The organism is Mesorhizobium sp. M1365 (genome assembly GCF_040317865.1).
GTDB lineage: Bacteria > Pseudomonadota > Alphaproteobacteria > Rhizobiales > Rhizobiaceae > Mesorhizobium.
The window spans coordinates 14,532-27,098 of sequence record NZ_JAMYLG010000039.1; the positions used below are offsets into that span (position 1 = coordinate 14,532).

Annotated in this window: 8 protein-coding genes and 9 pseudogenes; 11 read left to right on the top strand and 6 right to left on the bottom strand. The window is 59.0% G+C overall.

The annotated features are described in order from the left end of the window. Nucleotides 1–115 precede the first annotated feature (115 nt). A pseudogene (locus NKH04_RS27095) lies at nucleotides 116–312 on the bottom strand (glutamate dehydrogenase); the annotation flags it as partial. Between the two features lie 79 nt (nucleotides 313–391). Between NKH04_RS27095 and NKH04_RS33285 the strand changes: the two are divergent. Both NKH04_RS33285 and NKH04_RS27100 read left to right on the top strand, forming a co-directional pair. Beyond that, on the top strand, nucleotides 392–805 hold the full coding sequence (locus tag NKH04_RS33285) for a DUF5372 family protein (protein ID WP_502913451.1): 414 nt from the start codon (nucleotides 392–394) through the stop codon (nucleotides 803–805). Then, nucleotides 802–975, top strand: coding sequence for a hypothetical protein (locus tag NKH04_RS27100; RefSeq protein ID WP_353045234.1), 174 nt, complete (start codon nucleotides 802–804; stop codon nucleotides 973–975). The genes NKH04_RS33285 and NKH04_RS27100 overlap by 4 nt, the downstream gene beginning before the upstream one ends. A 51-nt stretch (nucleotides 976–1,026) precedes the next feature. Here NKH04_RS27100 and NKH04_RS27105 read toward each other — a convergent pair. Continuing rightward, nucleotides 1,027–1,415, bottom strand: a pseudogene (locus NKH04_RS27105) (IS110 family transposase); the annotation flags it as partial. Nucleotides 1,416–1,470: 55 nt separating this feature from the next. Here NKH04_RS27105 and NKH04_RS27110 point away from each other — a divergent pair. Further along, nucleotides 1,471–1,811: pseudogene (locus tag NKH04_RS27110) on the top strand (transposase); the annotation flags it as partial. 237 nt (nucleotides 1,812–2,048) lie between these two features. On the opposite strand, the pseudogene NKH04_RS27115 reads toward NKH04_RS27110, so the two are convergent. Next, nucleotides 2,049–2,222 (bottom strand): annotated as a pseudogene (locus tag NKH04_RS27115) (IS630 family transposase); the annotation flags it as partial. Between the two features lie 244 nt (nucleotides 2,223–2,466). Beyond that, nucleotides 2,467–3,098 (bottom strand): annotated as a pseudogene (locus NKH04_RS27120) (IS110 family RNA-guided transposase); the annotation flags it as partial. 30 nt (nucleotides 3,099–3,128) lie between these two features. Here NKH04_RS27120 and NKH04_RS27125 point away from each other — a divergent pair. From NKH04_RS27125 to NKH04_RS27160, 8 genes and pseudogenes are all read left to right on the top strand, one after another. After that, on the top strand, nucleotides 3,129–3,836 hold the full coding sequence (locus NKH04_RS27125) for an IS256 family transposase (protein WP_353045254.1): 708 nt from the start codon (nucleotides 3,129–3,131) through the stop codon (nucleotides 3,834–3,836). A 65-nt stretch (nucleotides 3,837–3,901) separates the two neighbouring features. Beyond that, nucleotides 3,902–4,242 (top strand): annotated as a pseudogene (locus tag NKH04_RS27130) (transposase). 30 nt (nucleotides 4,243–4,272) lie between these two features. Then, a pseudogene (locus NKH04_RS27135) lies at nucleotides 4,273–4,475 on the top strand (IS110 family RNA-guided transposase); the annotation flags it as partial. A 349-nt stretch (nucleotides 4,476–4,824) separates the two neighbouring features. Continuing rightward, nucleotides 4,825–6,126, top strand: coding sequence for an ATP-grasp domain-containing protein (locus tag NKH04_RS27140; RefSeq protein ID WP_353045235.1), 1,302 nt, complete (start codon nucleotides 4,825–4,827; stop codon nucleotides 6,124–6,126). 395 nt (nucleotides 6,127–6,521) lie between these two features. Beyond that, complete coding sequence (locus NKH04_RS27145; RefSeq protein WP_353045236.1) at nucleotides 6,522–7,856, top strand: aspartate aminotransferase family protein; 1,335 nt, start codon at nucleotides 6,522–6,524, stop codon at nucleotides 7,854–7,856. A 23-nt stretch (nucleotides 7,857–7,879) separates the two neighbouring features. Next, a pseudogene (locus NKH04_RS27150) lies at nucleotides 7,880–8,288 on the top strand (transposase); the annotation flags it as partial. Nucleotides 8,289–8,438: 150 nt separating this feature from the next. Then, nucleotides 8,439–8,948, top strand: a complete 510-nt coding sequence (locus tag NKH04_RS27155; protein ID WP_353045259.1) for a hypothetical protein — start codon at nucleotides 8,439–8,441, stop codon at nucleotides 8,946–8,948. 339 nt (nucleotides 8,949–9,287) lie between these two features. Further along, on the top strand, nucleotides 9,288–10,445 hold the full coding sequence (locus NKH04_RS27160; protein WP_353045237.1) for a M24 family metallopeptidase: 1,158 nt from the start codon (nucleotides 9,288–9,290) through the stop codon (nucleotides 10,443–10,445). Nucleotides 10,446–10,538: 93 nt separating this feature from the next. On the opposite strand, the pseudogene NKH04_RS27165 reads toward NKH04_RS27160, so the two are convergent. Together NKH04_RS27165 and NKH04_RS27170 are read right to left on the bottom strand one after the other, a co-directional pair. Next, nucleotides 10,539–11,141, bottom strand: a pseudogene (locus tag NKH04_RS27165) (transposase); the annotation flags it as partial. 352 nt (nucleotides 11,142–11,493) lie between these two features. Then, nucleotides 11,494–12,333 (bottom strand): transporter substrate-binding domain-containing protein, encoded by an 840-nt coding sequence (locus NKH04_RS27170; protein WP_353045255.1) that lies wholly within the window; start codon nucleotides 12,331–12,333, stop codon nucleotides 11,494–11,496. Nucleotides 12,334–12,567 lie beyond the last annotated feature (234 nt).

The window sequence follows — 12,567 nt, forward strand, 5'->3', positions numbered from 1 at the left end:
ATGCAGTCGGGCCCATTTCGCCCGAGGCTATCGTTGGGCCAACCGGCTCGTCAGAACGTTCTTCGCTCTCGGCCAGGGACTGCAAATCAACCTCATCGATGATCTCGCCCCGCCAGCGTGAGCGCAGCATGCGATCAGCTTGGAAAGTAACCGGGCCGTTGGCGGCCTCGACGATGAGATTTGCCTTGATGCGCGCGGCATTCTCGACGTGAATGGCATTCTCCAATGCCGCCGGGATGAGGATGTCGCAGGGCTGTTCCAGAGCCGTCATGTCGCCGGGAAACCGTCAAATCCGACGATGCTGCCGGTACGAGCGGTTAGCTGATGGCGTCTGGCTTGAAGTTTCCAGAGCATGAGCATTTCGATTTCGTCTACGGGCCAGCGCTGAGCGATGCCGGGTCAAGGAGAGCCAGGCGAGCGGATCGACCCCCTTTCATTTTGGCCGTCTGCAGAAGTGTGGCCACGGTCGCTCAAGTTCGTCCACCGCCCTCGGAAGCAGCGTCACAATGGGAACCCAGGCTTCGACGTTGTCGTCACCAATCTATTCCATCCGTTGGTTGGGCAGGCCGTTGCCGTGGTCGGGGAGCATGATTATGACGGCATCCGCCACCTTTTGGTTCGGCAGCCGCACGGCGGAACCTTCCATCTTCCGGACTGCATGGCCGCCCCAACAGGCCGGTTCGGTTGCGATCGTTTCCGCGCCCCGACTTTCGCTCACACACCTCCTCGAACTTCGCGCACTTCTCGATCATCTCGCAGGCTCTCTTCCAAGACACTCGATCTCCTGAGGAGGACATGCCGATGAAGAATCCGCTGGGCACCCACTGGATTTGTTTGTGCCCCACCATACCGCCGGCCAAGATGTCGGGCGAGGAACGGGTAAAGGCGGTGGTGCTGTTGCAGTCTCTACTCGTCGAAGCAGCGTTCCATGCCGGGGGCCGGACTGTCGATCCCGAACCGGAAGGAGGCGGGTGATGAGCAAGATTACCGCTGAGCACCTTTGCCCCAGCGCCATCATCCACATCCGGCAATCAACGTCCTATACGCCTCACCGTCAATGCGGTCGGCTTTCGCCCGTTTGCGTCGGCGCGATATCGCGATCAACGCCGGGTCTACGACATGACTTTCGATCCCTTACTTCTCAAGCACACGGTGAATTCAAAAGCCGTCGAGACCTGCCTCCTGAATGGACACGATCGGATAATCGCACCCGGTTTTTGCTTGGCATCTTCCTCGCAGCTTCCCAAACAGCGTCGACAGACCAGGTCTCCAGCCGGCACGGAATGCTTCGACATCTTCTCGCCGTTCCCCGGCGACAACGTCATAAGTCAGCTCGAACGACTGAGTTCAATCGAAACGAAAATTGCGCCAAGGTCGGTGCGGATGGCGGTCGTTTGTGCGGGTCGTGTAGTCATATGCATGGATCGCTTTCAGAAGGAGTTGAGACGACCTCATTCTGCAAACGCCGGCGATCAGCCGGACCGCTTTCGCCGGTCAAGGGATGTGGGTGCGCATCTGGGCTTGACCCCGGCACGTTATCAATCCGGTGAAACGGACATTCAGGGCAAGGTCAGCCGATGCGGCGACGAACTCGCCCGCACGGCCCTCTATGAGGCGGCGCATTCGCTGCTTGTGCTCAGCAACAAATGGTCGAGCCTCAGGGCATGGGGCATGAATGTCGCCAAACGGCGCGGTATGGCGATAGCCGGGTCGCGGTTGCCCGCAAGCTCGCCGTCATCCTGCATCGCATGTGGAGCGATGCAACCGCGTTCCGCTTTGGCAAGGAAGCCGGCGGCCCCGCGTCGGCATGAAATAGGACAACAGATAAACGAAGAGGAACATACACAGTGATTTACCCGAGAGGGTGATCCGGATCGTTCCCGTGGGGACGATGGGCAAGGCGATCTCGTTGGCAGGCTAGATCCTGGATAGATTCTCCCAAGGTCGCTTAACAGATTGAGACGCCTCGCCCCTCCTGACCCCATCATGCGGCGGCCCGGCGCCGACCGCGAAGAGAAGCCTGCTAGAAGCACGTCCTGTTTAATCCGGTTATATCCTGCGGCTTTGAAGTAGTTGGCACATTCGGCTGGGGTGAAGAGGTCGACGATCGCGCCGACCGCGTCCCACAGAGCCTTGATGGTTCTCTCGGCCTTTGCTCGCAGCAGCGCCTTGAGTTTGGCGAAGGCGTTCTCAATCGGATTGAAGTCGGGACTGTAGATGGGGTTGTCTAATCGCAAAGGTGACGTCAAGTATCTTGCACTTCGAAGACGCGTGTGCCGGTTGCAGGGTTGTCTTCGCGGTCAACATCAGTTGCCGCATGATGGAGCTTCGCGGGGAGGAGCCTTCAATGTATTCGACGCACTCAGCTGAGCCAGCGGTGCGACCCCATCTAGCGGAATGGCTCTGTCCACGCCCCGGCAGGGACGTCTCGGCGCGCTCAGAGACTGAACGCGATCCTCAAAGCTGTCATGCTGTCGCTCCGGCGGTCCGGTCGAAGAACTCGCCGGTCTTGAGCATCGCATGCATTGTCACCGCCAGTTTGCGGGCTATGGCAACGGCGGCTCGTTTGAAGCCGATCCTCTCCCGGAGTCGCAGGCCCATGTCCGCAGGCTGCTGTCGGTGCAGCTGCGGGTCAGGATGACCGTCGCAGCTTTGTAGAGAAGCCCTCGCAAATGACGATCGCCCCGTCGGGATATGTGGCCATCATAGTCGACCTCTCCCGATTGGTATCGTCGGGTCGTCAGGCCAAGCCAGGCGCCGACGGAGCGGGATTTCTTGAAGTTGTCCCGGCTCCTCAATGGCGGTCACGAACGAAGTCGCGGTGATCGCACCGACACCGGGGATCGACATGAGAATCTGACACGCTCGGCTTTGACGCCCACCAGCGACAAGCTGACGCCCGAGTTCAGCGGCCCGAACGCGCATGCTACGCCAGGCTTCCAGCATCGGCAGTACGATAGGAGCGAGCCCGTCCTGGTCGACAAGGAGATTGCGGACATTCTTCTCGAACGTGCTTCCGTTGCGGGCGGGAACAAGCAGTCCGAATGTTTCATGAGCCCCCGGATCTGGTTTGAGAGTTCGGTCGTGATCCGAACGAGGTTTTCGCCAAGGAGGGTCTGCTTGACGACCTGAAGAAGGCGCTTTCGGAGCGCATTTTGAACGCCGAGCTCGACGAGCACCTCGAGGACGAGAGCACCGAGGGGAACGCCAATCGTCGCAACGGCCATTCGCGGAAGTCGGTGCTGACGGGCACATCGAAGATGACGCTGACGATCCCGCGCGACCGTGCCGGAACCTTCGATCCGAAGCTGATCGCCAAATATCAGCGCCGCTTCCCAGACTTCGACGACAAGATCATCTCCATGTATGCGCGCGGCATGACGGTGCGTGAGATCCGCGGCCACCTGGAGGAGCTCTACGGTATCGACGTATCGCCGGACCTGATCTCGACTGTCACCGATGCCGTCCTGGAGGAGGTTGCCGAATGGCAGAACCGGCCGCTCGATGCCTGCTTTCCCTTGGTCTTTTTCGACGCGATCCGGGTCAAGATCCGCGACGAGGGCTTCGTCAGGAACAAGGCCGTATACATCGCGCTCGGCATCCTGCCCGATGGCACGAAGGAGATTCTGGGCATCTGGATCGAGCAGACCGAGGGCGCCAAGTTCTGGCTGCGCGTCATCAATGAGCTGAAGAGCCGCGGCGTCGGCGACATTCTGATCGCCGTCGTCGACGGACTGAAGGGCTTTCCCGAGGCGATCAACGCCGTCTTTCCCCAAACCGTCGTCCAGACCTGCATCGTGCACCTGATCCGCCATTCCCTGGAGTTCGTGTCCTGAAAGGACCGCAGCCCGTCCTGCCGGCGCTGCGCGCGATCTACCGGGCCAAGGACGCCGACGCCGGCATGAAGGTCCTGGAGGACTTCGAGCCCGGCTACTGGGGGCAGCGATATCCGGCGATCACGCAAAGCTGGCGGTGCAACTGGCAGCACGTCGTCCCATTCTTCGCCTATCCCGAAAGCGTGCGTCGGACATCTACACCACGAACGCCATAGAGGCGCTGAACTCCAAGCTGCGCCGCGCCGTCCGCACACGGGGACACTTCCCGAGTGACGATGCGGCCATGAAGCTGCTATATCTGGTGCTGAACCACGCGGCCGAGGAATGGAAACGACCGCCGCGCGAGTGGTTCGAGGCCAAGACCCAGTTCGCCGTCGTCTTCGGCGAGAGGTTCGTCAGCCAATGACGAAACCGGCCTCGCGCACAGAATTCCTGACAGTCCCATCGCAATGATGCCCGCGGCATTGCACAGATGATGCGGGTCAATCTGTTCCGGCCGGTGCACGTCAAGACGCTGACGAGCCAGAAACGCCGTGTCCTTTTGAGCGCCCGTAAGTTACTGAGGAGAAGGCAGTCGTCTTCGAGAACGACATCCGCGGTTTGTTGCGCAACTTTGGGCTCAAGGTCGGCACCGTCGGTGAAACGCCAGCCGCGGATGCGGCTCGAGCCACATCGGCTGGTGTTTATCGACGAGGCCGGTCGCCGACCGAAGAGAAGCGAGTGACCCATGGGGCGACATCGTCCGGAAAAGACAGGAAAAGCTTGACCTCACCGACCCCAATCAGAGAAGCCTGCTAGACGCTCCGCGCGACACCACAAGCAAACCTACAGTTGGCAACAGATCCTTCAAACAAATTCACAGAACCTTTGCAAGCGCAGATCGCTGACAATGGTACCTTCACCGCAAGGTCTAAGGTCAGGCACGAATAAAAGCCGACGCGTGTCTATGCTCGGGCCGCCGCACAGCACCCTACGGAGGTCGACCCCAATGGCAAGAAGAGCGCTCATCCTGGTTGAAGGCCACAGGAGTATTGGTCTCCGATACGTGAATGCGGCCCAGCGTCTTGGCCTGCATCCAATTACCCTGTCGGCTGATCCAGCTCAGTACGACTATCTTGCGGCGGAAAGTCTTGAGGCCATCCGTGTCGATACAGACGATTTCGATGCACTGACCGGCGAATGTTCCCGGCTACGTGCAACCTATGACATTGCTGGCATTACAGGCTTTTCGGGGCTAGACGAGTCGATCTATGCGACAGTTGGCAAGCTCTGCCGGTATTTCGGTCTGCCCGGACCGGACCCGGCATCCATTGAACGATGCTGCGATAAATACACTCAACGTCAACTCCTCGCGGAGGCCGGCATTCCGATGCCTGCTTATCGCTTGGCAATGGATGCGACGGAAGTGGAAAGCTCTGCAATGGAGATCGGCCTACCGGTGATTGCCAAGCCAGCCGTCGGTAGCGGCAGCTGCGGTGTGCGATTGTGCCGCAATGTCGACGAGTTGGCCAAACACACGGCCTATCTGCTGGCTCGGGAGCCGATACGGGGGACTTCGCCGAGGATCCTTGTCGAAGAATTCGCACAGGGGCCCTATTATTACGCCGACCTAATGGGAAATGAGGTCATTGGGATTGCCACTGCTGACTCAGGCCCCCCACCGCATTTCGTCTTTCGTGAAATGACCTTTCCGGCCCCGCTGACCGATTACGAGCATAAACGCATCGCTGATGTTTCACTGAGTTGTTTGCGCGCTCTCGGCCTTGGCTGGGGGCCAACGGCCATTGAATTCCGGTGGACGAAGTGCGGTCCAGTCGTCATTGAAGTCAATCCGCGTCTTGGGGGTGGGACCGGTCCCCGAGTGGTTCAGCTGGCTTACGGGATCGATCTCATCACCGAGCACATCAAGCTCGTCATCGGCGAGGAATGGGATTTACGCAGAAGGCAATCGCAGACTGCGGCCGCGCGGTTCCTCGTCCCAGATCGCGATGGCGTCCTCGACTGGATCGATGGCGACAGTCAGGCGGCTGCCATAGCTGGTGTCGTCGAGGTCAAATTTTATGTTGAACCCAAGACGCAGATCGTCATGAAAGGCGATTTCCGAGATACTATGGGATATGTCATCGCCGCTTCACCCAGCCTTTCTCAAACTGAGGCGATACTGCAGCGTGCCGTCGACTTAATCGGTTGGTCGATCACACCCTTTCCAGCTCTTGCCGAACACGAACAATCTGTCGCACCTCACCTCCCCGAACCAGCCCAGACGGGGTCAAGTAAGAGACCTCTCTGATTGGGCCGCGTCATTTCTGACTTGCGGCATGCAGGCGCGCGTCGGCAGGGTTGGATGGGTGATCACCTTAGTCTGCACCCTGGTGCCGACGGCCACCCGCTTCAGGTCCCTGGTCTCAATCGTACCGGTCTTGTGTACGACCGACACGCTCTCTTGGACCGGGTGCGATCTGCTTCTCACCGAGCCCCTGGCGCCAGCGCGTCTGCGACGGGCGATCAGATCGGATTCATTTTGGGCTCTCCAGTGTTACTGCGGCGCATGTGTGAATGACACCTAGCCGTCATCCTGCATTGCCGAATTGCGCCTCAGCCTCAAAGGTCATGATTCAGATTGTTTCCGACTGATCTTGCAGTTGGGTAAGCCCGTCAAACAATGAGCGCAAGCAGGAGACTTTCATGAGCAACATTTTGCATCGGTCGATCCACGCCGACCTGCCAGTGGCTGTTGGCGGTCGTGGGATCGAGTTGGTCGATGCCGATGGCAAGACTTATATCGACGCGTCGGGTGGCGCCGCCGTGTCGTGCCTGGGTCATGGCTATCCGGACGTGCTCGCGGCATTGCACGCGCAACTCGACAAGCTCGCTTATGCCCATACGGATTTCTTTACCTCGGAAATCGCCGAGCGGCTGGCGGATCGCCTCATTGCGGATTCGCCGGATGGTATCGACTACGTCTATCTGGTCAGCGGGGGCTCGGAAGCGATTGAGGCAGCGCTGAAAATGGCGCGCCAGTACTTTGTTGAGAAAGGAGAGAGTCAACGCAGGCACATTATCGCACGCCGTCAAAGCTACCATGGCAATACGCTGGGAGCGCTGGCCGCCGGCGGCAATGAATGGCGCCGGGCCCAGTTCAGGCCCCTGCTTATCGAAACTCACCACATAGCGCCATGCTATGCATATCGCGGTCGCTTGGCTGGCGAGAGCGAGCATCAGTACGGGGAACGCGTCGCTAACGAGCTGGAGACGAAAATCCTCGAGCTCGGACCAGATGAAGTGATCGCATTCGTTGCGGAAACGGTCGTTGGAGCCGCGGCGGGCGCGGTGCCAGCGGTAGACGGCTATTTCAAGAAGATCCGCGAGATCTGCGACCGCTACGGCGTTCTCTTGATTCTTGACGAGGTGATGTGCGGCATGGGGCGCACCGGAACGCTGCACGCATACGAAAAGGAAGGCATAGTGCCTGACCTCATCGCGATCGCGAAAGGGTTGGGCGGCGGCTATCAGCCGATCGGTGCAGTACTATTGGGTCGCCATATCTACGACGCCTTCGCTACAGGGTCGCGCTTCTTTTTGCATGGCCATACCTATATGGGGCACCCGATGGCTTCGGCGGCTGCCCTCGCAGTGCAGGACGTCATCCGGGAGCAGGGACTTCTCGAGAACGTCGTCCAGATGGGGGAGCTGCTCAACCGTCGGCTTCGAGAGCGCTTCCAAAAGCATAATCATGTCGGCGAAATCCGCGGGCGCGGTCTCTTTCGTGCGATAGAACTCGTGGCCGAGCTCTCTGATAAATCGCCGTTTGACCCCGCGCGGAAAATGCACTCTGCCGTAAAGCGAGAAGCTATGGCGCGTGGGCTGATGGTGTACCCGGCGGGTGGAACGATTGATGGTGTGCGAGGCGATCACATCCTGCTCGCGCCTCCGTTCATCGTCAGCGCCGGCCAGATTGACACGATTGTGGAGCGTCTGGGCGATGCGGTGGAAGCCGCGATCGCCCGTAGCGTTGGCTGATCAAGCTAGCGCGCGCCAAGTGGCTGTGGCGTTCGCTGCTGGTTGCCCGCCGCACGGTGCTGAACGACATGCGTTCGATCGAGAACGTAGTGCGGGCGATCCTGCGCGAGGCCGGCGTCAAGCTGGGCCTGCCGTCGCGCAGCGCGTTTGCCGGCCGCGTGCGTGAGTTCACGGGCGCTGACGCCGAGGTGATGGCGATGGTCGAGCCGCTGCTTGCAATCGTCAGTGTCATGTTGAGAGAGTCCGCCCGCCTGACGAAGCAGGTTCTCGATATCGTCCGCAATGAAGGAGTCTGCCGGCGCGCTGAAGAGCGCGCCGGACGTCGGGCCGATCACCGCGCTCGCCTACCGCGCCACGATCGACCGGCCTGAGCGGTTCGGCTCGTTGCAGGCCGTGGGGGTGCATCTGGGACTGACGCCGGCACGCTACCAGTGTTGATGGCACGGTAATTGAGGCACGGCGGGCGGGAACGGCGTTTCGGCCCGGTCGGCCTTTGATGATCTCGTGGTCATGAGGAACGTCCCACAGGCCACGGTTGAGATTATCGCTGTAGACTGTGGTGATGAGGCCCTGGCGCCCCCATTGATGCACGGTGGTCTCGGCGATAGCGAAGTGTTCGGCCACTTCCTGCGTGGTGAGCAGGCCACGATCGCGCAGTCGCTGGCGCCGACTGAGCAGGTTGTAGGCTGCCCGAATGAAGGCGATCTTCTTGAGATTGAACGGCTTGCCTTCCCAGCTCCGCAGGCCGCGTTCATTGAGGATATCGGCGATCTCGCGATCGCAATGTCGGTTGAGCAAGCAGTCGACCTCAGCGACCAGGTCGGACTTGAACTTGCGGATCTGGGCGATCGGCAGAGGCCGCTCCACCGTCAAGGTGCGCGTCGCTCCGCCAGAGAGCCGCACGTTGACGGCAATCGTCTCGGCCTTGACCAACGTGACATCGGCGACCAGCAGACGGAAGATGCGCTTGCGCTCGCGCATGTCGACTCGGGGATCGTTCCAGACCCGCGGGAACTCATCGGCCAGTGCCCGGATGCGTTGCTGCGTTTCGCCGTCGAGGTAGCGGCGTCTTCAGCTGCGCGTCGTTCGTAGTCCTCGACGACGGGCGAGAATGTCAGTGACCTGGCAAGGGAGTTCGGCATCAGCCGGCTACGGCTGTGCGATTGGCGCGATCTTTGCGCCTGACCGGCAGCCTCAAGTCGTGTCCTCGTGGACGTCCCGGGAAGGCGCCAGATGCATCCATATGAGACTAAGATGCAAGGAGACTAGTTTCTATATTGGACACATGTGGAACCGATTCATAGTTTGTGGCGGCTGCTTCGGTCTCATCACGACGCGCGAAATGGCTGTGCCTCTGTTGCGGTACCGGTCTTGGTTTCCCGGTCCATGAATACACATCGTCATCGGTCTGTTACAAATAGGAGAAGCGACGTGCCCGCCTTCGAAAAATCTGAATATCGCGGTCGAACTGCGAAGCTGCGAGAGGAAATGTCAAAAAGGGGCATGGATGCATTGCTCGTGTTGAACGAGTCAAACATGAACTACCTAACTGGCTACGAAGGCTTCTCTGACTATGTGCCGCAGCTGGCGTTAGTCACGCTGGAAGACGAAGACCCGTGTGTTATTTTCCGCGAGCTGGATACTCATTGCGCAGCTGCAAGCTGTTATCTTCCCGAGTCTCGGGTGCTGAGTTATCCAGAAAAATTTGTTGGATCGAAAGACCTCTCACCGTGGCAGCCGATTGCTGATCATGTTCACTCTCGCGTCAAGTCGAACCGCATTGGCGTGGAACTATCGGCCAAATCACTACACATGAAGTCTTACAAAGCATTGCTGGAGGGCTTTGGAGTGACGTCATTTATTGATGGGGACGGTCTAGTTAACAAACTCAAAGCTGTTAAGTCTCCTGCCGAACTGGCGTATATTGAACAGGCGGGAAAGATCGCCGACGGGGCTCTTCTAGCAGGCAGGCTGGCGATCACGGAAGGTGTCCGCGGGTGTGATGTGGCCGCTGCGGTTTCGCATGCACTCTGTGCGGGTACTCCTGAGTTTGGAGGAGGGGCATCTCGAGTGCCTTCCTCTATGCCGGTTGGATCGCCCTCTAACGCTCCCCATATCAAATGGACGGATGAGCGCTATAAGACGGGCTGTCAGACCAACTTCGAGGTTGGCGCGTTTCGCCATCGATACGCTTGCGCCGTCTCCCGCACCGTCTTTCTAGGTGATCCGTCTGAAAGGTCGCTGCACGTTCACCGGGCGTGTCTCGACGGTTTTGCCGCAGCTTTCGAAGCCATACGAGCAGGAACGACAAGCAATGACGTCGAAAGAGCGTTCAGACGCGCATTCGAGCCGTACGGCGTTCGGAAGGAATCGAGAATTGGATATTCGATAGGTATAGATTGGGTCGACGGCGGGCCAAGTTTTCAGGCCGGGGATGACACGACACTTGAAGAAAACATGACGTTTCACCTTTTGATTGGGATATTCGAAAAGACCGACGGGTACATTTTCAGTGAAAGTGTGCGCGTTACAAACCAGGGTGCGATTTCTTTGAGCAGTCTTCCGCGGGACATTATGGTGAACCACTGAACCTTGGGCTATGCTACCGCTTGGAGAGTTGTTGGCCGAAGCTCATCCACACAGCTGGACAGATAACGCGTCGACTGTGAACAATCTTGACCGCTAAGCGGCAAGCTGCTTCGGCCGGTTCAGGAACGCGGCGATCAAGAGCCACAAAAATTGCTTCAGCCACCTGAGCAGGAGGGAGAAGTTATAGCCGGCTGCGGCCAGGATGGCGTTGATCGCATCGCCTGAGCGAGGTAATTGCGGCCCATTCTGTGTTCGTTCTTGATGTGGCCGATCACCGGCTCGACGGCCGATCGCCGCCTGGCGCTTGATGGCCGGTGTCACGCGGCGCTTCTGACCAGCGGTGAAGACCCTGAACTTATGGCTTTGCGGCGCGTTGTGGCCGCGATAGCCGGCGTCGGCGAGAACGCGGCTGAGCTCGTTGCCGATGGTCTTTTCCATGTCAGGGATGATCGCTGCGAGCGTGTGGCCGTCATAGGGATTGCCGGGCAGCGCTTTTGCATGCAGGGCGAACTGGCCACCCTTTGAGCGCTTCAGCGTGGTGGCCACCGACACCTTCACCCCGAACTCGTAGGGCGCATGCGCCTTGCCCTTACCGATGCATTCCACCTCGTGCGCATGCAGGCTGTAGATTTTGCGACCGCGCTGGCGCTGACGCTGCTCGAGAACGGTGGAGGCCTGGTAGAGCGGCCATTTGAAGAGCGCGTCCACCCTCGGCACCGTGCGACAGCGGAAAATGCAGGGAAATCCGCGCCATCTGGCGCTCGCTCAGCAGAAACAAATCACCCATAACGGCCTCCTTCAATGGAGACCGTGAATCACATCTCAAACGAACTTAATAGGTCCTGAGCCTAGCTGGTCCGTTTGGGTTGCGGCTGGCGGATGTTCCCGATCCACCTTTGGTCTATGCGTGGTTTGGGAGCTGCCGCGGCGTTTACTGTTCCACACCATCCATGACACTGCCGTTGGATCGAGCTGACCGAGAACGAATGCAGCCTTCTTAGTGAAAGAAGCGACCGAGAATGCCACGGCCGCTAGAGCCTCAGGATCTCTATTTTTCAGTGGTGTAGTCCACCCCGTACCACTTCGTTGACAGTTTCGAGAGCGTGCCGTCATCTTTCATCTTCTGGATTGCAGCGGCAATCCTGTCGCTGAATTCTTTGTCCCCATGAAGCACTGGGATGACTCCCGGCGCGGAGTATAGCGGGTTGCCAAGGAGCTTTAGTGGATAGCCAGCGCTGATCGCGTCTTCCGCATAGGTTTGGTTAGTAATGACAGCATCAAGCCGAACCCCATCACCGAGCCGGAGGTCATCGAACGCTACATTGGTTGTCTCGTAGGTCTTCACTGCACCCGGTTTGAATTGATATTGTATCGGCCGAGCGCCTACCCAGTCCGGGGTGAAGGCTTGGTTTGCATACGATTCTGCTGCGGAGCCTGCGGTAACACCTATCGTCTTGCCATCCAGATCGGCAAGCTTGGTCGCTTTGCTGTCCTTGTGCACAACAGCGACCGCCAACTGGTAGAAGTAAATTGCAGAGAAGTCGAGTTTCTCGGCTCGAGCCGCGGTTGGCGTCATCTGACCCATGGCCATATCCCAACGGCCCTGCCAATTGCCGGAAGTGATGATGTCCCAGCCTGGTGTCAAGAATTTGGCCTCCACGCCCAGGTGTTCGGCGACACCCCTCGCAACGTCGATGTCGTAGCCGTCGAGCTGGTGATTGTCATTCAGGAACGACATTTTCCCCCAGTCCGTGCCGACTGCCACCGTTAGCGTCTTTGATTCCAGCACCTTGTCGAGCACGCTCCCGGCATGAGCTGCGCTCGTCGTAGCCGCGATCCCGACCGAAAGCGATGCCGCGGCTGCAACCGTCGCCATAATTCTGTTCATAAATATTCCCCTGTCTTTCGTTGCTTTTTCCTTCGCTGGCACGGGCGCACTCCCTGATCAGGAGCTGTCCTTGTCGCGGCGGAGTTCGCAGCAGATGTTTTCAATTAGCATAAAATGCGACGCATGGATCATGGAGAGCCCTACGCATCAGGCAACACTGCTATCGTGGCTCGCTGCAGGTCGTTGGCGAATGGGCGACACTTCGACGCCGGACCGTAGGGGTGGCTAAGACCG

Bases quoted from the DNA above. Each gene is read 5' to 3' on its own strand.
- NKH04_RS27100 (WP_353045234.1), top strand. From the start codon at position 802: ATGAAGAATCCGCTGGGCACCCACTGGATTTGTTTGTGCCCCACCATA.
- NKH04_RS27170 (WP_353045255.1), bottom strand. From the start codon at position 12,333: ATGAACAGAATTATGGCGACGGTTGCAGCCGCGGCATCGCTTTCGGTC.
- NKH04_RS27140 (WP_353045235.1), top strand. From the start codon at position 4,825: ATGGCAAGAAGAGCGCTCATCCTGGTTGAAGGCCACAGGAGTATTGGT.
- NKH04_RS33285 (WP_502913451.1), top strand. From the start codon at position 392: ATGCCGGGTCAAGGAGAGCCAGGCGAGCGGATCGACCCCCTTTCATTT.
- NKH04_RS27145 (WP_353045236.1), top strand. From the start codon at position 6,522: ATGAGCAACATTTTGCATCGGTCGATCCACGCCGACCTGCCAGTGGCT.